Annotated in this window: 25 protein-coding genes; 15 read left to right on the top strand and 10 right to left on the bottom strand. The window is 59.5% G+C overall.

Annotation, left to right across the window (positions count from 1 at the left end; all coding sequences use genetic code 11):
* The first annotated feature begins 227 nt into the window (after positions 1-227).
* Complete coding sequence (locus tag OK438_02300; protein ID MDA4124274.1) at positions 228-479, top strand: hypothetical protein; 252 nt, start codon at positions 228-230, stop codon at positions 477-479.
* Positions 480-521: 42 nt separating this feature from the next.
* Positions 522-1,562 carry an NAD(P)-dependent glycerol-1-phosphate dehydrogenase gene (locus OK438_02295; GenBank protein ID MDA4124273.1) on the top strand — a complete coding sequence of 347 codons (1,041 nt, stop codon included), beginning with the start codon at positions 522-524 and terminating at the stop codon, positions 1,560-1,562.
* Here the strand turns inward: OK438_02295 and OK438_02290 are convergent.
* Genes OK438_02290 through OK438_02280 form a run of 3 tightly spaced genes read right to left on the bottom strand, consistent with a single transcriptional unit; the run spans position 1,559 to position 4,014 of the window.
* Positions 1,559-2,347 (bottom strand): FKBP-type peptidyl-prolyl cis-trans isomerase, encoded by a 789-nt coding sequence (locus OK438_02290; protein MDA4124272.1) that lies wholly within the window; start codon positions 2,345-2,347, stop codon positions 1,559-1,561. The genes OK438_02295 and OK438_02290 overlap by 4 nt on opposite strands.
* A gap of 37 nt (positions 2,348-2,384) precedes the next feature.
* Positions 2,385-3,485: an alanine--glyoxylate aminotransferase family protein gene (locus OK438_02285; GenBank protein MDA4124271.1), complete on the bottom strand. Its 1,101-nt coding sequence runs from the start codon at positions 3,483-3,485 to the stop codon at positions 2,385-2,387.
* The gene (locus OK438_02280; protein ID MDA4124270.1) at positions 3,478-4,014 is read right to left on the bottom strand and encodes a nicotinamide-nucleotide adenylyltransferase; all 537 of its coding nucleotides are present in this window, start codon (positions 4,012-4,014) and stop codon (positions 3,478-3,480) included. The genes OK438_02285 and OK438_02280 overlap by 8 nt, the downstream gene beginning before the upstream one ends.
* 117 nt (positions 4,015-4,131) lie before the next feature.
* On the opposite strand from OK438_02280, the gene OK438_02275 reads away from it, so the two are divergent.
* A complete protein-coding gene (locus tag OK438_02275; protein ID MDA4124269.1) occupies positions 4,132-4,620 on the top strand; it encodes a hypothetical protein in 489 nt (162 codons plus the stop codon).
* Positions 4,621-4,648: 28 nt separating this feature from the next.
* On the opposite strand, the gene OK438_02270 is transcribed toward OK438_02275, so the two are convergent.
* Positions 4,649-4,792 carry a hypothetical protein gene (locus OK438_02270; GenBank protein MDA4124268.1) on the bottom strand — a complete coding sequence of 48 codons (144 nt, stop codon included), beginning with the start codon at positions 4,790-4,792 and terminating at the stop codon, positions 4,649-4,651.
* Between the two features lie 175 nt (positions 4,793-4,967).
* On the opposite strand from OK438_02270, the gene OK438_02265 reads away from it, so the two are divergent.
* Positions 4,968-6,077, top strand: a complete 1,110-nt coding sequence (locus OK438_02265) for a DDE-type integrase/transposase/recombinase (protein ID MDA4124267.1) — start codon at positions 4,968-4,970, stop codon at positions 6,075-6,077.
* Between the two features lie 320 nt (positions 6,078-6,397).
* Here OK438_02265 and OK438_02260 read toward each other — a convergent pair whose 3' ends face one another.
* Positions 6,398-6,532, bottom strand: a complete 135-nt coding sequence (locus OK438_02260) for a hypothetical protein (protein MDA4124266.1) — start codon at positions 6,530-6,532, stop codon at positions 6,398-6,400.
* A 139-nt stretch (positions 6,533-6,671) separates the two neighbouring features.
* Here OK438_02260 and rtcA point away from each other — a divergent pair, with 139 nt between their 5' ends.
* The 3 genes from rtcA (at position 6,672) to OK438_02245 (ending at position 9,032) form a co-directional block, all read left to right on the top strand.
* A complete protein-coding gene (gene rtcA, locus OK438_02255) occupies positions 6,672-7,706 on the top strand; it encodes an RNA 3'-terminal phosphate cyclase (GenBank protein MDA4124265.1) in 1,035 nt (344 codons plus the stop codon).
* Positions 7,707-7,785: 79 nt separating this feature from the next.
* Positions 7,786-8,367 (top strand): proteasome subunit beta, encoded by a 582-nt coding sequence (locus OK438_02250; GenBank protein ID MDA4124264.1) that lies wholly within the window; start codon positions 7,786-7,788, stop codon positions 8,365-8,367.
* Positions 8,368-8,378: 11 nt separating this feature from the next.
* Positions 8,379-9,032: an MBL fold metallo-hydrolase gene (locus OK438_02245; protein ID MDA4124263.1), complete on the top strand. Its 654-nt coding sequence runs from the start codon at positions 8,379-8,381 to the stop codon at positions 9,030-9,032.
* 3 nt (positions 9,033-9,035) lie between these two features.
* Here OK438_02245 and OK438_02240 read toward each other — a convergent pair whose 3' ends face one another.
* Positions 9,036-9,182, bottom strand: a complete 147-nt coding sequence (locus OK438_02240) for a hypothetical protein (protein ID MDA4124262.1) — start codon at positions 9,180-9,182, stop codon at positions 9,036-9,038.
* 46 nt (positions 9,183-9,228) lie between these two features.
* Positions 9,229-9,414 (bottom strand): hypothetical protein, encoded by a 186-nt coding sequence (locus tag OK438_02235; GenBank protein ID MDA4124261.1) that lies wholly within the window; start codon positions 9,412-9,414, stop codon positions 9,229-9,231.
* 186 nt (positions 9,415-9,600) lie between these two features.
* Here OK438_02235 and OK438_02230 point away from each other — a divergent pair, with 186 nt between their 5' ends.
* Genes OK438_02230 through OK438_02210 form a run of 5 tightly spaced genes read left to right on the top strand, consistent with a single transcriptional unit; the run spans position 9,601 to position 15,595 of the window.
* Positions 9,601-10,746 (top strand): CoA transferase, encoded by a 1,146-nt coding sequence (locus OK438_02230; GenBank protein ID MDA4124260.1) that lies wholly within the window; start codon positions 9,601-9,603, stop codon positions 10,744-10,746.
* A 44-nt stretch (positions 10,747-10,790) separates the two neighbouring features.
* Entirely contained in the window at positions 10,791-12,779 is a 1,989-nt protein-coding gene (locus OK438_02225) for an enoyl-CoA hydratase-related protein (GenBank protein MDA4124259.1), read from the top strand.
* A 51-nt stretch (positions 12,780-12,830) separates the two neighbouring features.
* Positions 12,831-13,991: an acyl-CoA dehydrogenase family protein gene (locus tag OK438_02220; protein MDA4124258.1), complete on the top strand. Its 1,161-nt coding sequence runs from the start codon at positions 12,831-12,833 to the stop codon at positions 13,989-13,991.
* Between the two features lie 7 nt (positions 13,992-13,998).
* Positions 13,999-15,159, top strand: coding sequence for a thiolase domain-containing protein (locus OK438_02215; GenBank protein MDA4124257.1), 1,161 nt, complete (start codon positions 13,999-14,001; stop codon positions 15,157-15,159).
* A 4-nt stretch (positions 15,160-15,163) separates the two neighbouring features.
* Positions 15,164-15,595 carry a Zn-ribbon domain-containing OB-fold protein gene (locus tag OK438_02210; protein ID MDA4124256.1) on the top strand — a complete coding sequence of 144 codons (432 nt, stop codon included), beginning with the start codon at positions 15,164-15,166 and terminating at the stop codon, positions 15,593-15,595.
* Here the strand turns inward: OK438_02210 and OK438_02205 are convergent.
* From OK438_02205 to OK438_02195, 3 genes are read right to left on the bottom strand one after another with little or no spacing between them, the layout of a single operon-like run.
* Positions 15,592-15,969, bottom strand: coding sequence for an SCP2 sterol-binding domain-containing protein (locus OK438_02205; GenBank protein ID MDA4124255.1), 378 nt, complete (start codon positions 15,967-15,969; stop codon positions 15,592-15,594). The two genes, OK438_02210 and OK438_02205, sit on opposite strands and share 4 nt — an antisense overlap.
* Complete coding sequence (locus OK438_02200) at positions 15,953-16,228, bottom strand: hypothetical protein (GenBank protein MDA4124254.1); 276 nt, start codon at positions 16,226-16,228, stop codon at positions 15,953-15,955. Before OK438_02200 ends, OK438_02205 begins: the two co-directional genes overlap by 17 nt.
* Before the next feature lie 25 nt (positions 16,229-16,253).
* Positions 16,254-16,688, bottom strand: a complete 435-nt coding sequence (locus OK438_02195; GenBank protein MDA4124253.1) for a hypothetical protein — start codon at positions 16,686-16,688, stop codon at positions 16,254-16,256.
* 51 nt (positions 16,689-16,739) lie between these two features.
* Here OK438_02195 and OK438_02190 point away from each other — a divergent pair, with 51 nt between their 5' ends.
* The 3 genes from OK438_02190 to OK438_02180 are packed head-to-tail and all read left to right on the top strand — an operon-like array spanning position 16,740 to position 18,903.
* Positions 16,740-17,261: a hypothetical protein gene (locus tag OK438_02190; GenBank protein MDA4124252.1), complete on the top strand. Its 522-nt coding sequence runs from the start codon at positions 16,740-16,742 to the stop codon at positions 17,259-17,261.
* Between the two features lie 6 nt (positions 17,262-17,267).
* Positions 17,268-18,260 (top strand): KEOPS complex N(6)-L-threonylcarbamoyladenine synthase Kae1, encoded by a 993-nt coding sequence (gene kae1, locus OK438_02185; GenBank protein MDA4124251.1) that lies wholly within the window; start codon positions 17,268-17,270, stop codon positions 18,258-18,260.
* On the top strand, positions 18,229-18,903 hold the full coding sequence (locus tag OK438_02180; GenBank protein ID MDA4124250.1) for a Kae1-associated kinase Bud32: 675 nt from the start codon (positions 18,229-18,231) through the stop codon (positions 18,901-18,903). The genes kae1 and OK438_02180 overlap by 32 nt, the downstream gene beginning before the upstream one ends.
* Positions 18,904-18,958 lie beyond the last annotated feature (55 nt).

Here is an 18,958-nt window from a genome sequence, read left to right as displayed (position 1 = left end):
AATCCACCAAAGCGTTGGAAGGCCAAAGGAGACAGTTCTGCGCATTACACGGCCCGAGGGCAAATAAGCCGAAAAAGAAACCGAGTGCCAAAAGCCCCACGCCGCTGACGTATCCCGCTTGGACCCGGTTCAATTCTCCGTCTCGCTCCTTCGTGCCAGACTCAATTGTTTCATCTGTTTATCTATTAGCCAGGGTTTCCGGGGGAGTCCTTGTCTCTCTTCAAGAAGTGCCCCTCCTGCGGGAAGAGGTTTGGGGTCTCAACCCAGGGCAGGAGGGTCCTGGACACCCAGACGAGACAGAAGAAACGACCAGCTCGGTGCTGGTGAGGACGGGAAGCGGGAGGAACGCGGGAACGGGGAACCCGATCACCACACCAGTAAGGGTTACAATAGAACGCATGAGCTACGAGACCAGCTACCGGTGCTCGAAGTGCGGCCATGTCTGGGCTGAGAACTCCACCGTCCTCCACAGGACCTGAGGGCGCAACGCGCTTAAATCAGCACTGACATCTTCGCTGAACGTGGATTCCAACTTCCACCTGATGGAGCTCCCGACGAAGGTGCTAATCGGGGACGGCGTCATTACAAAGCTCGGGGAATTCATCGAAGAGTCGGCGGGGACAAAGAAGCTGGTCATCGCCTCCGGTTCGAACGTTCAGGCAAAGGTGAGGCAGGCCGTGGACGATGCCATTGACGGCCGGGGAGTCTGGGTAGACGTCGCCGCTGCCGATGTCGCGAACGTGGATACGGTCATGCAGAAGAGCGCGGGGGCCGGGTGCATCATCGGCGTAGGTGGGGGAAAGAGCGTCGACGTGGGGAAGCTCGCCGCTTTCCGCCTTCACCTCCCCTTCTATTCAGTGCCCACGAGCGCTTCGCACGACGGGATTTCCAGCCCCTTCGCGTCCCTGAAGGGACTCGACCGCCCCTACTCAGTGATGGCGAAGCCCCCTCTGGGCATCCTGGCTGACATCGACATCATCGCCTCGGCTCCTCGGAGGCTGCTCGCTTCTGGCTGCGGGGACCTGGTGTCAAAGCTGACGGCGGTCAAGGACTGGCAGCTGGCCCACAGAGTGAACGGTGAGTACTACGGAAGCTACGCGGCCAGCCTCGCCCTGATGAGCGCGAGCGTGGTCATTGACGGCTCGAAGCGGATAGGGAGGTTCGGCCGCGACAGCGTCCGGGACCTTGTCGAGGCCCTGATCAGCACCGGGGTGGCCGCGGGGATAGCCGGCAGCTCCAGGCCCTGCAGCGGCTCGGAGCACCTGTTCAGCCACTACCTCGACATCTTGGCGCCGGATTCGGGCCTTCATGGAGAGAAGTGCGGAATCGGGACGATAATGATGGCGAAGCTCCACCGCTTGGACTGGAAGGCCGTGCGCTCGGCACTGAAGAACGTCAACGCTCCCGTGACCTCCTCTGAGCTCGGCGTCGGGAGCGCCGAAGTCGTCGAATCGCTCGTCAAAGCGAGCTCAATACGACCGGACCGCTACACGATCCTTTCCAGAAGGAAGTTGACCAGGCGCTCGGCGACCGAGCTGGCGACTTCGACCGGAGTTATCTAGGCGGGCGACGCCGGAGCCGCCTTCTTCCTTCGGGGCTTCGGAGCGGGCTCGGCGGGCGCCTCGGTCTTTTCAGGGGCAACCTCTTCCTTCCTCTCCTGTGCCTTTTCGTTGACGAACTTCTCGACGAAGGTCAGCTCCGCCACCATAGGAATGAACTTGAACACGTCGTTCGATATCCCGCGCTTGATTATCTGCAACCCTTCCAGGAGGAAAAGGTCCTCCGGGATTACGACATCGAGCGTCTTCGGCCCGAGCTCGAAGGTGACCTTGCCCCCTTCGCCGCCAAGCCTTCTGTCGATCAGGGCCCTGAGCTTGTCCTGGTCTGACTCGAGCTTCTTCATGACTTCGAAGTCGTAGACTATCGACTTCCCCGCGAGCCTGTGGTTGAAGTCCACTTGGGCCCTTCCCGACCCGATGAACCTCACGATCCCCACCCTGTTGTCGAGCTCTACGCTGTCCCCCACCTCCAGTTCACGCTCCCTTTCGCCGAACTTCCGGAGTGGGACCATCCTCGTCTGCGTTGGGTCACGCACGCCGTAGGCTTTGCCCGGAGAAAGCTCGATCTCCCTGCGCTGGCCAACCTCCAGGTCCTTGACCTCGTCGTCCAGTCCGGATATCAACCAGCCCTCCCCGACTGCGACGAGCCGTGGCTCGTACTTCCTGGTAGCGTCGTAGATCTTCAGCTTCTTGGCTTCGTCCTCGACGGTCGTTTCAATCGCCTCCCCGGTGTCCTTCACCTTCGCGGTGTAGTTGGCAAAAATCAGCGTCCCTTTCTCAAGCGTCATTGGCTTTCAGCGACCCTGTGATTGGGTTTATAGACTTTCACGGGTCGCGGGTCTTTCCCAGGACCTCGCCGATTCCCTTCAGTGTCCTGTCGACGTAACTCTCATTGATCTGCCCCATGCAACCCACCCTGAACACCTTGCCCTTGAAGGGTCCAAACCCGCCGCCTACGACGATTCCCTTCTCCTGGGCCAAAGCCTTCCTGAAGGCCGAGTCGTCTACCCCCTTGGGGTAGTAAGAAGCGACCACAGTCTTCGACCTGACATCCCTGTCGGCGACAGGCATGACCCCCAGCCCCGCGAGGCCGTCGTAGAGCCTGGCTGCCATCGCGTCGTGCCTCTGGACCCTCTTGGTCAGTCCCTCCTCGAGCAGCTCGCTGAGGGCCTCGTCCAGGGCATAGAAGAGAGGGAGCGCCGGGGTGAACGGGGTCTCTCCTCTGGCCCCGTATTCCAGGTACCTTGGGATTTCGAAGTAGCGCGTCTTGGGAGGCGACCCCTTCAGGAACTCGACGACCCTGCCGCCCACAGAGAGCAGGGCCAGGCCGGGCGGGGCAGCAATGCACTTTTGGCTCCCGGTAATGCAGAGGTCCACCCCCCACTCATCCACGGGAATCGCGTAGCCTCCCAGGCTGGATATCGCGTCGATCACAACGAGCGCTCCGTGCTCCTGAGCCATCTTACAGGCTTCCTTCACGTAGGGAATCGCGACGCCTGTGCTCGTTTCATTATGTACCATGAACATGGCCTTGAAGGTTCCAAGTTCGTCCATCGCCTTCCGCAGCTGGTCAAGCGTGGGCGCCTTGCCGAAATCAGATCTGACTTCGACCGCCCTTCCTCCCGCCATTTCCACCGTCTCCGCGAGCCTGCTGCTGAACTCGCCGTACACGGGCACGACTGCCACGTCCCCGTCCCTGATTAGATTCCACACCGCTGCCTCCACTCCTCCTGTCCCTGACGATGAAAGGACGAGGACCTCTCCTTTGGTCTGGAAGAGGTGTCGTTCCTTCTCGAGCAGGCCCCTGCACAGGTCGCGGAACGCGTCCCCTCTGTGGTTGATGATCGGGCGTAACATCGCCTTCATCACCCTGTCTGATACGTTGGTCGGCCCCGGAAGCATGATCAGCTTCTGTTCGCTACTCATGGCTGCCACCCGTCAGGTCCTTCCGCATAAGTGCTCTGACCCGTTCGACACCTCCAAAACGCCTGACCAGCTCTGCCACCTGGGATGGGACCAGCGACTCCCAATCCTTCCTCTCGAGGATCCTGTCCCTCACGTTGGTTGCGGAGTACTTCTTCCTGTCCAGGTAGGGAACTGCGGTGACGCCGATCTTCTCCTCCTTGAACAGGGAAAAGGTAAGTGCGTCGTTGGTGAAGACCATGTCAAACTTCGGGACCATGGACTTCACCGTCGAGACCCACAGAGAATGCGAATCTGCGTCTGCGATGGGGATTGCCATCCACTTGGACGGGTCGACGCCGTTCCCGTCAAGGGCGGACTTGATCATAGTAATCCTCTCGCCTGCGGTAAAGGGGTTGTCCCTCTCGTGGTTCCTCTGGGCGCTCCCAACGACGACGTAGAGGTACTGGACTCTCTTGAGGGCATACTTCACGGCGGCAAGGTGACCGTTGTGGAATGGTTGGAAGCGGCCGACCAGGAGTCCGACTCGCAATTCCCTTTCATTCGGCCGAACCGACGAGGTCTATTTAAGACGTAATCCCAGGAACTGGTAACTTCTCCCAAGTGTCAAAATCATCTCCAGCGAGTTAACAGCCGAGGTGTCGGCTGAATGGCTGGCACAGTCGAAGTAGGAATCATCACGGTCATCCTTTTCATCCTCTTGCTAATAGTGGGGCCTATCGGGCTCTACTTCCTTTTCTTCAGCAAACCACCTAGCCCAAAGAGGCCTAGCACGCCAAACAAGAACAATTCGAGGTATAGAATATCGTTGGGAACGTTGGCGTCGAGAGGAAGTGTAAGGAAGGGAACGACCAAAATGAAAGACAACACGCCAAAGAACAGACAGACTATCCCGAAACGCCCCAGCCATTTTTCTTCTGAAACGCTCGCTCGGGCTGAGGCCAGACTCCCGACGAGGGAAAAGATACTCGTCGAACCAAGCAGGAACATGAGAGTTGCCAAGTACCCCTGTGGGTTGAAAACCTGGCCAAAAACCGTAACCGATTCATTGAATCTGCTGGGCACACTCACCACAAAAATCAGACCCGCAAAGGCAAGCGACCCCAGCAATCCCATAACTAGGACTATCTGCCCATGATACGCCTGCTCATCCGATGGATTGTCGGTCAGGTTTCCGCCTTGACCTTGAAGTATTCTCCAAGGACAGACCTTACGGTCTCAGGCACGGAATCTAGTTTCCGCGCCTTCCTCTCCTGCTCAAGTGCCTTCAGCATATCGTCTGTCATGCTCACCATGACTTTGTTCATCATTACCAATACCTACCAATGGGAACCCATATATACCTTACCACCTATACCATTGGATACCAATGACCACCGAACAAGCCCGCTTCGAGATGGATTCGGACGTATTCGAGGCGTGGACAGAGAACCGACAGAGCAAGAGGGAGTGGTAGAGATGTCCGCTCCCGTTTTTGATTCTCGTATGACGAAGGGTCAGGCCATAGCAAGGGTCGAGGCCAACGTAAGACGGATTGACAAGAACGAGTATCGGGTCAGGTCTCAGTCGGGGAACGGGGAATATCAAATCCTCTCAACTGAGGGTGGCTGGAACTGCTCCTGCCCTGACTTCGCATACCGAGGCCTGAAGTGTAAACACATCTTCGGGGTCGAACTCTCGCTACAAATCAGACGGCGAATAGAGAACGCCAAGAGGATTGTGCCTCTCGACTATCAGTCATGCCTCTCCTGCTCATCCAAGAGACTCGTCAGAGACGGCATCCTTCACAACAACAGCGGAGACATCCAGAGGATTCTCTGTAAGGACTGTGGCTCTCGGTTCACCAATAATCTTGGATTCGAGCGGATGAGGGCGAGCCCTGAAGCGATCACTATGGCAATTCAACTCTACTTTTCAGGAGAGAGCCTTCGGAACACTCAGAAGGCCTTGCGCCTTCAGGGGGTCAAGGTCTCCCATGTGGCCATTCTGAAGTGGATTCGGAAGTATATTGCCCTGATGGATGAATACCTGAAGGGATTCACTCCGCAGGTCTCAGACACTTGGAGGGCCGACGAGATGTATGTCAAGGTCAAGGGCGACCCGAAGTATCTCTTCTCTATGATGGATGATGAAACACGCTTCTGGATTTCACAGGAAGTCGCGGATACAAAGAAGAAGCAGAACACTAACCAGTTCTTCACCCAGAGCATGAAGGCGGGGGGCAAGGTTCCCGTGACCTTCATCACGGACGGGCTACCTTCCTATCACCGCGCTTGGATAAAGAACTTCGCCCACGCTCGACCTGATGTCAAGCCAGTCCATGTCAAGGAGATTACGCTTGAAGGAATCGTCCACAACAACAAGATGGAGCGGATGAACGGTGAAATCAGAGACCGAGAGAAGGTGATGAGGGGGCTGAAGAGGGCGGACACGCCCATCCTGAAGGGGCTCCAGATTTATCACAATTTCATCCGACCCCATGAAGCCTTGAACGGGGAGACCCCTGCCGACAGAGCGGGAATCAAGGTTGAAGGGCCAAACAAATGGCTGACTATCATCCAGAATGCCTCGAAAGAGGCTGAAGTAGGGGTCTAAACGTGCTTGCGACCCTCTCCTGCGACAAAATGTGGTATAAAACTCCCCACGAAGAAAGGCAAGTTGAAGCGCTTGAGATGAAGTGCGACTACGTAATCCCTAAATACTATTTGTCTCCCTATTTGATACCATCAAGTAGAAAACTAAAGGAGGCCCCCCGCGAGGTATGGTCTCGCGTCTCCGCTATTACCAGTAGCGGTGTCCTACTTGAACGATGGGGGCCACATTTTTGGTTCCGTATCATATGCCATGCCTCGATAATAAACGTTGTAGATGATATCATCTACACAGATTCGAAGGCGAAACTGACTTCGAAGGGGCTACGGTTTCCTCTTCAACCGTTCAATCTCTTCGGTCTGCCTATCAATCTTTCTTTGGAGTTTCTTGACCTCATCCGCCAGAGTCTCGATAGCATCTTCCAAATCAGTCAACATGCCTATGGCTGTAGGTTCCATGCTCGTTCTCCTGAGTCGCTCCAAGATAACCGTATCTCCAGTCAGTTAACAGGGAGAAGATAGAATGACCCCCATCTCCAGAAGAGTTACCAGAACCTAATCCCACATCTCTTAACCTCGCCCCTTTCCTGAGATTGGCGTGGACTTCCTCGAGGTAGACGGGTCCTACGGAGAAGGAGGGGGCCAGATACTACGCACTGCCCTGATGTTCTCTATCGTGCTGGGGAAGCCCATCAGGGTTTCCAAGATAAGGGCAGGGAGGGAGGTCCCAGGCCTGAGGCGGCAGCACGTCGCCACCCTGAAAGTCCTCGGTGACATCTTCGAATCCGAACTGACGGGGGCGGTCGAAGGATCCTCCGACGTTTCTTTCGTCCCTGGCCCCCCTCGCCTGGGGTCCTTGGTGATCGACACCAAGACCGCGGCCAGCATCACCCTCGTGCTCCAGACCGTGGTCCCCGCAGTGGCTCTCTCGCGGTCGAGCCTTTCCATCGAGGTTCGCGGTGGCACGGACGTCCCATGGAGCCCTACCCTCGACTACTTTGACGCAGTGGTCCGGAGGGCCTTCGCAGTCATGGGGATCAACTTCAACGATGAGGTGCGCAGGAGAGGGTACTACCCTAAGGGCGGCGGACTGGTGAAAGTCGAAGTGGAACCCTGTGTCTCTCTCCGTCCCCTCCGTATGATTGATTCTCCGAAACCGGGCCCGGTGGACATCGTCAGCCGCTGTGCACTCCTCCCCAGGAGCGTCGCAGAGAGACAACTGAAGGCCGCCGAGGGCCTCCTCAGAGAAGGAGGCATCAACGTCGGAGTCAGTCGCGTGGTCGAAGAACCTGCCGACTCTCCTGGGTCCTCCATTCTGGTCGCGACCTCAGGGGACGGTTACTTCCTCGGGGCGGATGCCCTAGGCGCGAGGGGTAAGCCAGCCGAGGAAGTCGGAAGAGAAGCAGCTCAGGGGATGCTCGCCACCGCCGCCGCAGGGGCCTGCGTCGACATCAACCTCGCCGACATGCTTGTCCCGCTTCTCTCGCTTGCTCCGGGCCCTTCGGACCTGCGCGTGGCGGAGGTCTCCAAGCACCTGGAAACGAGTATCTACGTCGCGAAGCTCTTCACCTCCCGAGGAATCAATACCAGGTCCGACGCCGGGAGTTCGGTCGTTTCAATAGCATCCGCCTGATTCTGTCAATTTTTCAGCACAATGTCTAAAAAGGCGAGTCTTTTCGGACTGTTTGGAAACCTTGTCCTACGAACAGTACATGCCCGGCGCGACAGCCGTGGGCATCGCCTACAAGGACGGCGTGGTCCTAGGCGCCGAGCGGAGGATCACCCTCGGTTCCTTCGTCAGGAGCAAGTCGGGCAAGAAGGTCTTCAGGGTGACCGAAACCGTCGGCGCGGTCTGTGCGGGGATGGTCGCTGATATGCAGAACCTTGTGAAGGAGGTCGCAGTCTATTCGAAGCTCAAGGAATTGGAGTCGAGGAAGCCTCTGAAGCCGAACTCCGTCGCCAAGCTGATGTCGACGCTCATGTTCCAGAACCGCTACGCGCCCCTGCTGACTCAGGTGATATTGGGGGGCGTCAGCGCCAAGCCCATCGTCTATGTACTTGACCCTCTAGGGAGCGTCATATCGGACCAGTATGCTACAGTCGGGACCGGGGAAGAGATGGCGATCGGCGTCGTCGAAGCCGGCTACTCGCCGACCATGACCCAGAAGGAGGCCAGGGACCTCGTCGTGAGCTCGATCAAGGCCGCAATCGCACGAGACGCCATGAGCGGCAACGGAATCGACCTGCTCACCATAGACCGCACGGGCATCAAAGAGGAAGCAGTCGAACTATAGGGGAGCCGGGCATGTGGACTTACCGCAACATCAAGGTCCACTGGCTCGGGCACGACGGCTTCGTCCTGCAGGGCTCGAGAACAGTCATCATAGACCCGTACAAGGCCAGCGGCGACTACAAGGCGGACCTCCTGTTGATATCTCACGAGCACAGCGACCACCTGAACGCGGACGACATTAGGAGGTTCACCAGCGGTTCGACCGCCATCGTCGCCCCCAAGGTCTGCGAAGAACCCCTCCGACAGTTCGCGATGGAGAAGGTCTTCGTGGCGCCCGGGGCCAGGCTCGAACTCAGGGGAGTCACGATCGAGACCGTGCCTGCCTACAACCTGAACAAGTTCCGGGAGCCCGGCAGAGTCTTTCATCCAAGGGCTGACGGAAGAGTTGGCTACGTCGTCACCCTCGACGGGGTCCGCTTCTACCACTCGGGTGACAGCGATGACACCCCTGAGATGGAGGCGCTCGAGACCGACGTCGCGTTCCTGCCCGTGTCAGGCACCTACGTAATGACGGCCGAGGAAGCGGCAGAGGCGGCGAAGGCGATGAAGGTGAAGGTGGTGGTGCCCATGCACTTCGGGTCCATCGTAGGAAGCAGGGCCGACGCGGAGAGGTTCAAGGCGCTGCTAGGCGGCAGCCGCACCGTCGAGATACTCGAAAAGGAATAGGCCCTACTCGGGCACGCTGTCAGACTTCAGCTTCCCGTTTTCGAGCTTCACGAACAGATATCTGTTGTCCGCGAAGACAAGAGTCAGCTCGTTTTCCTTTTCTTCGACCGCGAGGAGCGCTTTTCCAACTATCCCATCGAATTTGGCCATGGCTGAATTCACCGCCTTCCCGAGTTCGTATTTCTGTCTTACCGATTCATCCTTCAGCGTAAGAAGTAAGCAGCTCCGACTTTCTCTTGAGAGCGCCCTCCTCCGGACCTCCCTCCATCGCATCCTTGATCGCCTCTCTGATCACCTGGTCCAGGCTCGCCGCCCTCCTGTGCGCTTTGAGCCGCTTCAGTGCCGCGTGTGTGTCCTCGTGTACCCTCACGGATTTTGCCAATTGGATTGAGGACGCTCTCCCTCCCTCTATTTAGGCTGGGGATTGCTTGACTCAGTATCGTCGCGAGTTCATCATCTGCCCATGGAGCTAACCCGGGCTATGACTGGGACGGCGTTCACCTCATCGTCAGCCAGTCGCTCCGCGGCTACGATTTAGGCTTTATTTGCGGACTATTGACCGCTGGCCGTGGGTTACCTGGACGGCATCCGCGTCATCGACGCGACCCGCCTTCTGCCTGGTGGGTTCTGCACCATGCTCCTCTCAGACATGGGGGCTGAGGTCATCAAGGTCGAACAGCCCGGCCTCGGAGACTACATGAGGGCGACCCCCCCGACCAAGGACGGGGTCAGTCCGGTCCACGCGACGGTCAACAGGAACAAGCTCAGCATAGGGATCGACCTGAAGGCAGAGGAGGGCAAGGCCGTAATGCGCAAGCTCCTGAAGGATGCGGACGTCTTCATCGAGGGATTCCGCCCTGGTGCCATGAAGAAGCTGGGTTTCTCCTTCGAAGAAGTGAGGAAGGTGAACTCCAAGATAATCTACTGTTCGATTTCAGCCTACGGAGAATCAAGCAGGCTGAGCTCCATGCCGGGCCACGACATCAACTTCCAGGCGATGGCGGGCACCCTCGCATACCACTCCAGGGCCCAGGTTCCCCTGCTCCAGCTGGGGGACATGGTGTCGGGAATGTACGCGGCCGTGGCCATCCTGGGAGGGCTGCTCAGGAGGAGGGGGGCGGTGTACGTGGACGTGCCCATCGTCTCATCGCTCCTGGCCTGGATGGTCATACCCGCTTCGGCCTACCTCGCAACCGGCAAGCCCCCGAAGGAAGGGCACAGCCTGGTCTTCGGCTCGACCCCCTACTACAATCTCTACAGGACCTCGGACGGAAAGTACATGGCCGTGGCCGCCATCGAGGAGGAGTTCTGGGGAAACCTCGTGACCAAGCTGGGTGCCCCCGAGCTGGAGCACAAGCGGTTCGGGTCGCGCGAGGAGAGGCGAGAGGTTGCCGACAGACTGAAGCAGATCTTCGCATCCAAGACACGAGACCACTGGGCAGGCCTACTGATGCACGCGGACACGTGCGCCACCCCGGTGCTCACCGTCGAGGAGGCCCTAACAAGCAACTGGGCACGCTCTATGTCGATGCTCGTCGGAGTAGCGAAAGATGGGACTGTCCTCAACGGACCAGTCCGCTCCAGGCCCAGGCTGCGAACTCGTCCGTTCACCAGGGCCCCGTCGCTGGGACAGGACACGGATTCTCTGATGCGCTCGGTGGGCTACCCGCGGCGGGAGGTCTCGCGCCTCAAACGCCTCCGAGTCGTGGAATGACGGGCTAACCCTATTAACGGCGCCCTGCGCCGAAGGCCGTTCTCATGAAATCTGAAGACGTGAGAGTCGTAGCCGTCCTGGGGGCAGGCGTGATGGGGCACGGGATAGCGGAGGTCGCAGCCCTCGCAGGGTGCGAGGTACGACTCTACGACATTGGGGAAGCCTTCGTCAAGAACGGCCTGGAGAAGATCCGCTGGAGTCTTTCGAAGTTCGCGGAGAAGAAGACTGTGACCCAGCAAATGGCGGACGAGTCCTTCGCCCGGATCAGGGGCACCGTCGACCTCGAGGAAGCGGTGAAGAACGCGGACGTGGTCATCGAAGCCGCACCCGAGGAGATCTCCATCAAGAAGGAGCTCTTCGGCCGGGTTTCAAAGCTGGCGCCGACAACGGCCCTACTCGCCTCAAACACGAGCACCCTGCCAATAGGCGAGATTTCGGGAGCCGTGGAGAACCCGGCGAACTTCGTCGGGATGCACTTCTTCAACCCCCCTCTCCTGATGCCCCTGCTCGAGGTGGTCAGGGGGGAAAAGAGCTCCGACGAATCTGTCGCGACTGCCGTCGCCCTTGGCAAGAGGTTCGGGAAGGAGGTCGTCCTCTGCAGAAAAGACGTCCCGGGCTTCATAGTCAACAGGATACTCGGTCCTCTGCTCAACGAGGCTGCCTGGACTGTCGAGAGGAACCAGGCCACAGTCGAACAGATCGATTCAATGGCGGTCTACGCCGTGGGCCTTCCGATGGGGCTCTTCGAGCTTGCCGACTACAGCGGGATCGACACGATCTACAAAGCAGGGTTGGCCGTGAGCATGAGGGACGCTTCGAACGTCCTCCTGGCCCCGCCCTTCAAGAAGAGGTTCGAGGAAAAAAAGTTCGGGCAAAAGACCGGGGAGGGCTTCTACAAGTACTCCGGCCAAGGATGGGAGCGCCCCACGATTTCGAAGGAGGCAGGTCAGGGGGTCGACCCCCTTAGGGTCTTCGCACCAGCGATAAACGCAGCTGCGTGGCTGATCAGGAACGGCGTCTGCACGAGGGAGGACCTTGACAGGTCCGTCAAGCTGGGCCTCGGCTTCCCAGAAGGGGTCCTTCAGATGGCGGACAAATGGGGAATCGACAAGGTTGTGGCGAGCCTCCGGTCCACCGAGAAAGCTTCAGGGGAGTTCTACAAGCCGGACGCTCTGCTCGTGGGGATGGTGGCTGAAGGGAAGCTCGGAACGAAGGCCGGCAAAGGGTTTTACGACTACTCCTCCAGCGAGACCAAGATGGAAGAAATCGCGGTGAGGGTGGCTCCGCCACTCGGCTGGGTGGTGCTCAACAGGCCGCACAGGCTCAACACGATAACTCAGAAGCTGGTCCAAGAGCTTGTCACCGCCCTCAGGTCCCTCGAAGCCGACCCTTCGGTGCGGGTGGTCATCATCCGCGGAGAAGGGGAAAGAGCCTTCAGCGCGGGCGCCGACCTGACGAGCTTCGATGTCTCTTCTCCCGCCAAGATATTCGACTTCGCCAGGGGATGGTTCGAGGCCTTCTCCGTGGCGGAGAGGCTCAACAAGCCTGTCGTTGCCGCGATAAACGGCCTCGCCTTTGGAGGGGGCTGCGAGCTCGCTCTGGCCTGCGACTTCCGGCTCGCCTCCGAGGACGCCCAGATCGGCCTTACGGAGACCCGCCTCGGCATCCTCCCCGGAGCCGGGGGCACCCAGAGGCTCGCGAGGATCGTCGGCCTCCCCAAGGCCAAGGAGATGGTGCTCTTCGCCCAGAGGCTGACGGCGGACGAGGCGTTGAAGGCAGGCCTCGTCAACAGGGTCTTCAAGAAGGCGGAATTCGAAGCTGGAGTCACCGAGTTCGCTTCGAAGCTCGCGAAGCAACCCCCTCAATCTCTGAAGTTCGCGAAGCAGGCTCTGAACCTGTCGACCCAGGTACCCACTGACCTGGGCCAGCTCTTCGAAGCCAGCGGGTTCGGACTCCTCCTCTCCACCCAGGACGCCAGCGAAGGCATTTCTGCCATGCTGGAAAAAAGGGAACCCGACTTCAAGGGCGAGTAGCGGAAGGGTTATCTTCCACTGGAAGAGATGGTATCCAGAAAGTAACCATCTATGAGCTCCTTCCCCGAGATCCATGTGAAACAGGAGTACGCAGACATCCAGAAGTGGGCCCGGGAGTTCGCTACCAGAGAGATCCTCCCCATCGCCGCGAAGATCGACAGGGACGATGAGTATCCCATGCAGCTCTTCAAGAAGATGGGGGAGTACGGCCTCCTCGGGCCCTTCATCCCCCAGGAGTACGGGGGGCTCGGCCTGGACCTGATGGCCTCCGTCATAATCGGCGAGGAGATATCGAAGGCAAGCGTCTCTGCCGGATTTCTGATCGGCGTGCAGAACGGCCTGGCCGGAGGAGTCCTCGCGCTCTTCGGCTCAACCGAACAGAAGGCGAAGTATCTCCCGAGGCTCGTCAAAGGCGAGCTGATTGGAGCCTATGGGCTGACCGAGCCGGGGGCCGGGTCTGACGCCGCGGCCATTTCCACTAAAGCGACAAAGGACGGGGACTCCTACGTCATCAACGGATCGAAGATGTTCATCACCCAGGGATTGGTCGCAGACCTCCTGGTCTTCTTCGCACGGACCGGGACTGCCGAGGACGGGGCCGCCGGGGTGACCGCGTTCCTTGTCGAGAAGGGGACCCCAGGATTCAGGGTAGGCCAGAAGCTCGAAGTCATGGGCGCCAGAGGCACAGCGACGGCCGAACTGGTCTTCGAGAACTGCAAGATACCCTCGTCCAATATCATAGGCCACGAAGGGGACGGATTCCTGATAGCCATGACGATCCTGAGCAAGTCCAGGATAGGCGCGGCTGCCGCATCGGTGGGAGTGGCGGAGGCGGCCCTCGAGGCTTCTCTCTCATACGCCAACAAGAGGAAGATATTCGACAGACCTCTCGCCAAGTTCGAGGCGATAAGGTTCATGGTCGCTGACATGGCGACCAGGATCAGCGCTGCAAAGCTACTGACCTATCACGCGGCGACCATCCACGACAGCGGAAAGGAGTTCATGAAAGAGGCTGCCATGGCGAAGTACTATTCGAGCGAGACCGCGGTCTGGGCCTGCGAGCGGGCCATCCAGATCCACGGAGGATACGGCGTCAGCAAACTGCTCCCGGTGGAGAGATATCTGCGCGACGCGAAGATACTTGATATAGTGGAAGGGACTTCCGAAGTCCAGAGATGGATCCTTTCGAAGGAACTTCTCGACGGCGCGTGAAGCTAGTTTGGACAGGGTTGCCGTAGTCGGGATAGGGCACTCGAAGTTTGGAAGAAGGACCGACGTCAACGTCGCAGAGCTCGCATTCGAATCCATCAAGAAAGCCGTCGACGACGCCGGTGTCAACAAGAAGGACATCCAGAACGTGATCATAGGAAGCGCCGGGGGATGGTACGAGGAGTCCCTCCCGGCGGTGATAGTGAACGAGTATGCGGGCCTCGACGGGGTCGGCACCATGAGGGTCGAGGCGGCCTGCGCCAGCGGGAGCGCGGCTGTGAAGACCGCCTACAACAGCATCCTCAGCGGAGAAGCGAAGATCGCCATGGCAGTCGGCATCGAAAAGATGACCGAGGTGGACACCCTGACCTCCATCGAACTGATCGGCCGCGCCGGGTCGTACATGTGGGAGTTCGAGAACTTCGGGATGACCTTCCCAGCCTACTATGCCCTGTACGCGGTCGCCCACATGAACAAGTTCGGCACCACGGAGGAGGACATGTCCAGAGTGGCGGTCAAGGCCCACCACTACGGGGCGATGAACCCGCTGGCCCAGTTCCAGAAGGAAATCACCCTCGAGAAGGCAATGGGATCGCAGGTCGTCTCCTGGCCCTTGAAGCTCTACGACGCGTGCCCTCTGACCGACGGCTCTGCCTCCGTCATCTTGGCCTCCGAGGAAGTGGCCAAGGGCCTGACGGACACGCCGATCTGGATCAAGGGGGTCGGCTACTCGTCAGACTCTGCCAACCTGAGCAGGCGATCCGACTTCGTCGGCCTTCAGGCGTCCGTGGACGCAGCGAAGCGCGCCTACGCCATGGCCAAGGTCACTCCTGACATGGTCGACGTCGCCACGTGCCACGACTGCTTCACCATCGCCGAGCTCATGGCCTACGAGGACCTTGGCTTCTGCAAGAAGGGAGAAGGGGCGAAGATGATCCGGGAGGGGCAGACCGAGCTCGGCGGAAGGATACCTGTCAACCTGGACGGAGGCCTGAAGGCGAAGGGCCACCCCATAGGGGCGACCGGCGTCTCCATGGCTGTGGAGATCACGAAGCAGCTGAGGAACGAGGCGGGGAGCCACCAGGCTCCGATCAAGAACGGGGTCGGACTCGTCCACAACGTGGGGGGTACCGGACACTACGCCTATGTCACGATCCTATCGAGGAACTGAGAAGTTGGAGCAGGACCAGGCCCTACATTCGCGCAGGTCCATCACCCTGAAGTTCGACATCCCGATCTCGAAGACCCACGAGTTCTGGGACGCTCTCCGCCAGAGCAGGTTCGTCACGACCAAATGCAAGAAGTGCGGCCAGGTCACGTTCCCCCCGCAGGCCGACTGTCCCAGGTGCATGAGCAACGAGTTCGAATGGGCCGACGTCGGTCCCGATGCGACCCTGGTCACCTACACCTACGTGCAAGTCACCCCGGCGAGCTTCGCAGAGAACGACCCATACATCATCGCGATCGGGGAGTTCGCGGGGGGCCTGAAAGTGCTTGCATGGCTCGAGGGAATCCCTCATGAGAAGGCCAAGGTGGGCATGAAGCTGAAGGTGGAGGAAAGGACCAGCAAGGAAGGGAATCCGTTCTATGTATTCGTGCCCGCCTAGAATTCCTTAGGCACGTCCCTCATGACTTCGGCGACCCTGATGAACCTGTCCCTGTACATGAGAATCTTGGTTATGGAGCCCTTGAACTTGAGCTGCCCCTTCAGCACGGCCGACTGGAGGTCCATCTCTCCACGGACCACCTTGGACCAGGTCTCGTAGGTCCCGTCGAAGGAGAACTCGGCGGGCGTCCCCGGCGCCACCTTCGTGAACGTCGTCGCTCCGTTCTCCACCCCCAGCACATGGTTCTGGCCGACATCCGTGACGTTGAAGGCGATGCTTGTCTTCACGCCCCTGGTGCTCTCCGTCCACTTCGGGTCCTGAGAAAGTGCGGCTTGAACCTGGGAGAAGTACTCGTCGCTAAGGAACTTTGCCATTCCCCGTCATCCCCGGCCCAGACGCTCTCCTTTTGAGTTTACCTATGGACCCGGACGTCAGGACAGTCACGAGAGTCATTCCACTGAGCCTGATCTGACCGCTGGATTCCCGAAGGATAGGCGCGACGGAGTTGTCCGTCTTCACGATGATGGCCCTGGGGTTGGACGCCACCGGGATGACCTTGACCTTCCCGTGCCTCTGGCCGAGTATCAGTCCGAGCGTCTTGCAGTCCTCCTCCGTCAGGGGGCCTTCGGCCATCAGCAGCACATACCTCTTCGACAGCCTAGGCTTCCCCCAGGAGCAGCTTGGCGTAGAACTCTCTCGCACTTCCTCTCGGGAGGAACGCCCTCGGCTTCACCTTGATCCTTACCGGGTCCAATGAGCCCTCAGCCAGGATTCCGGAGACGAGCTTCTGCTTGTCCAGACGGATGAAAAGAGCCGAGTGCTCGTCCACCATTTCTCCCAGCCGATCAGAAAGCTCCGCTTTCAGGCGCTCGGGCATGCTGGAAGCGAGTTTGGAGACCGCGGCTGTCGCCTCTTCTCCCGTCAGATGGAACCTGACGCGCACAATCTTGTTCCCGAAGTGGCCTTCCAGCTCCTCGGTCTCCGGCCGCCCCTCCCTTGAAAGCAGCCACGTGACAGCAGCCGAGACCCTGGCCGGGTCCTCGGTGGCATGCAGCAGATAGCTTACCTCGACGGACTGAACCGGTCCCTTCAACTAATTCATCTTCCGCAATCGATAACTATGTGAGTCTTCCGCACCCTCGGCGTGCCAAAGAAGCTGACAGTCGAGGACATCCTCTCCGACGAGCTCAAGCGTGAGATGAATCTGGATACGGAGACTTTCGCAGTCCTGGACGATTGGGACTCGGTAATGCACAGCGTCTACCAGATGCCGATCGAGTACGCAGGCTACACCAACAAGGTAGGCGAGATGAAGGTCCTGAAGGAGATGATCGATACCCTGGCCAGCGCCGACTTCGACGAGGTAAAGCGGAGCGAAAGCAGGAAGAAACAGCTGAGCCAGTTCACCAAGACCCTGAGCATGTACTACAACATCGTCTTCATCAAGGGCAAGCGGAAGGTGGGGTTCGGCGCCCTAATCCACTTCCCGAAGCTGAAGTCGAACCCTGAGCGGAGCGGAGGCATCCTCCTCGCGGCCAAGATAGAGGTGGACAAAGGGAAGCACACGACCACCTTCGAGCGGGGCAAGTTCGACGATTTCCTGGCCGAGGTCAAGCCGTTCATCAACCTCCTCGGCGACCTCTACCGGCAGACCAGAAAGATGTAGCTTGCGATGATGCGGTACGTAATAGGCGTCGAGAGCACTGCCCACACGTTCTCCGTTTCTGTCGTTTCCTCCGGGGGGAGGATCCTCTCCAACGAGAAGAGCGTGTACAGGCCCCCAGCCGGGAGCGGCATCCATCCCTTCGAGGCGTCCCAGAGCCACCTCAGGTCCGCGCCCGGGGTTGTCTCCGCAGCCATCGCGAAGTCGGGGGTGGACGTCGAGGAGCTCGACGCCGTCTGCTATTCGATGGGCCCGGGACTCGGACCCTGCTTGAGGGTCGGGGCGGTGGTTGCTCGAACCCTGGCCGCATCCCTCGGGAAGCCCCTGGTCCCGGTCAACCACGCAGTCGGGCACATCGAACTGGGTGCCCTGCTCTCCCACTCGAAGGACCCGGTCGTACTCCTCGTGTCCGGGGGACACACGATGGTCATAGCCTTCTCAGCAGGCAAGTGGAGGGTGCTCGGCGAGACCCTCGACCTCACCCTCGGACAGCTGCTGGACCAGTTCGGGAGGCACGCGGGACTCTCGTCCCCCTGCGGCGCAGCGATCGAGGAATCCGCATCACGGTCATCAGAATACCTCAAGCTTCCCTACTCGGTGAAGGGGAACGACGTCTCCTTCTCGGGGCTGCTGACGGCCGCCAAGAACATGTTGAGCGGTGGCGCCGGCTTCGACGACCTCTGCTATTCGATCCAGGAGACTGCCTTCGCCATGGTCGCAGAGGTGACCGAAAGGGCTCTTGCATTCACGGGCAAGAAAGAGGTCATGATCGTCGGAGGGGTCGCTGCCAACAGACGGCTGAACGAAATGATCGCGACCATGGCGGCCAGACACTCCGCATCGGTCAGCCTCGCCCCCGTCGAGTACGCCGGCGACTGCGGCGCCCAGATCGCCTGGACCGGGCTTTTGGCCTGCAGCCGCGGAGCCAAGCTGCCAATCCGGGAATCGCCGGTCCGCCAATCTTGGAGGCTTGATACAGTCGACATCCCATGGAGAAGCTGAGCCCCTGCTAGGACGGCTGATCTATCGGGGCGCCGAGGCGGACCTTGTCAGGGGAAAATGGCAGGGCCTCGAGGCGGTGTTCAAGTTGAGGAAGCCGCTCCCCTACAGGCACCCTGTCCTGGACGATGCCATCCGGAGGTTCAGGACCCTGCGCGAGGCCGAGATGATCCACTCTGCCAGGACTGCGGGCGTGCTTGCCCCCCATCTTTACCTCGTCGACCCGCCCGGCTCCACCCTTGTCATGGAATTCGTCCGCGGAGCCAGGCTGAAGGACGTCCTTTCCCGGGCCTCGGGAAAAGAAGCATCAAGGCTCTTCGAATCCGTCGGCAGGAACGCGGCGAAGCTCCATGGCGCAGGGATAATGCACGGCGACCTCACCACAGCGAACATGATCGTCAGGGGTCGAGACCTATACTTCATCGACTTCGGTCTCTCGCTCCACACCTCGCGGCTCGAGGACCACGCGGTCGACATCAGGCTGATCAAGGAGACCCTGGTCGGCGCCCACTCCGAAGTCTCATCCCTCGCCCTGACGAGCCTCGTCAAGGGGTACTCCACTGTCGCGGGCCCCGAGCGGTGCAGGGCGGTCATTAGACAGCTAAGGAACATCGAGCGCAGAGGAAGGTACGCCAGGCTCGACTGAACGCCGATTCCGCGGGCAACCTTTATGAGCCGAACTCGTGGGACTTGTTCCCCGA

It is taken from the genome of Nitrososphaerota archaeon, assembly GCA_027887005.1.
GTDB lineage: Archaea > Thermoproteota > Nitrososphaeria > Nitrososphaerales > Gagatemarchaeaceae > UBA183.
The sequence above is the reverse complement of the archived record's forward strand: the minus strand, read 5'-3'. Positions and strand labels throughout refer to the sequence as shown.

Coding starts and splice junctions, on each gene's coding strand:
- OK438_02225 (MDA4124259.1), top strand. CDS start 10,791: ATGAAATCTGAAGACGTGAGAGTCGTAGCCGTCCTGGGGGCAGGCGTG.
- OK438_02250 (MDA4124264.1), top strand. CDS start 7,786: ATGCCCGGCGCGACAGCCGTGGGCATCGCCTACAAGGACGGCGTGGTC.
- OK438_02285 (MDA4124271.1), bottom strand. CDS start 3,485: ATGAGTAGCGAACAGAAGCTGATCATGCTTCCGGGGCCGACCAACGTA.
- kae1 (MDA4124251.1), top strand. CDS start 17,268: ATGATGCGGTACGTAATAGGCGTCGAGAGCACTGCCCACACGTTCTCC.
- OK438_02240 (MDA4124262.1), bottom strand. CDS start 9,182: ATGGCCAAATTCGATGGGATAGTTGGAAAAGCGCTCCTCGCGGTCGAA.
- OK438_02290 (MDA4124272.1), bottom strand. CDS start 2,347: ATGACGCTTGAGAAAGGGACGCTGATTTTTGCCAACTACACCGCGAAG.
- OK438_02205 (MDA4124255.1), bottom strand. CDS start 15,969: ATGGCAAAGTTCCTTAGCGACGAGTACTTCTCCCAGGTTCAAGCCGCA.
- OK438_02265 (MDA4124267.1), top strand. CDS start 4,968: ATGACGAAGGGTCAGGCCATAGCAAGGGTCGAGGCCAACGTAAGACGG.
- OK438_02220 (MDA4124258.1), top strand. CDS start 12,831: ATGAGCTCCTTCCCCGAGATCCATGTGAAACAGGAGTACGCAGACATC.
- OK438_02275 (MDA4124269.1), top strand. CDS start 4,132: ATGGCTGGCACAGTCGAAGTAGGAATCATCACGGTCATCCTTTTCATC.
- OK438_02245 (MDA4124263.1), top strand. CDS start 8,379: ATGTGGACTTACCGCAACATCAAGGTCCACTGGCTCGGGCACGACGGC.
- OK438_02270 (MDA4124268.1), bottom strand. CDS start 4,792: ATGATGAACAAAGTCATGGTGAGCATGACAGACGATATGCTGAAGGCA.
- OK438_02200 (MDA4124254.1), bottom strand. CDS start 16,228: ATGGCCGAAGGCCCCCTGACGGAGGAGGACTGCAAGACGCTCGGACTG.
- OK438_02260 (MDA4124266.1), bottom strand. CDS start 6,532: ATGGAACCTACAGCCATAGGCATGTTGACTGATTTGGAAGATGCTATC.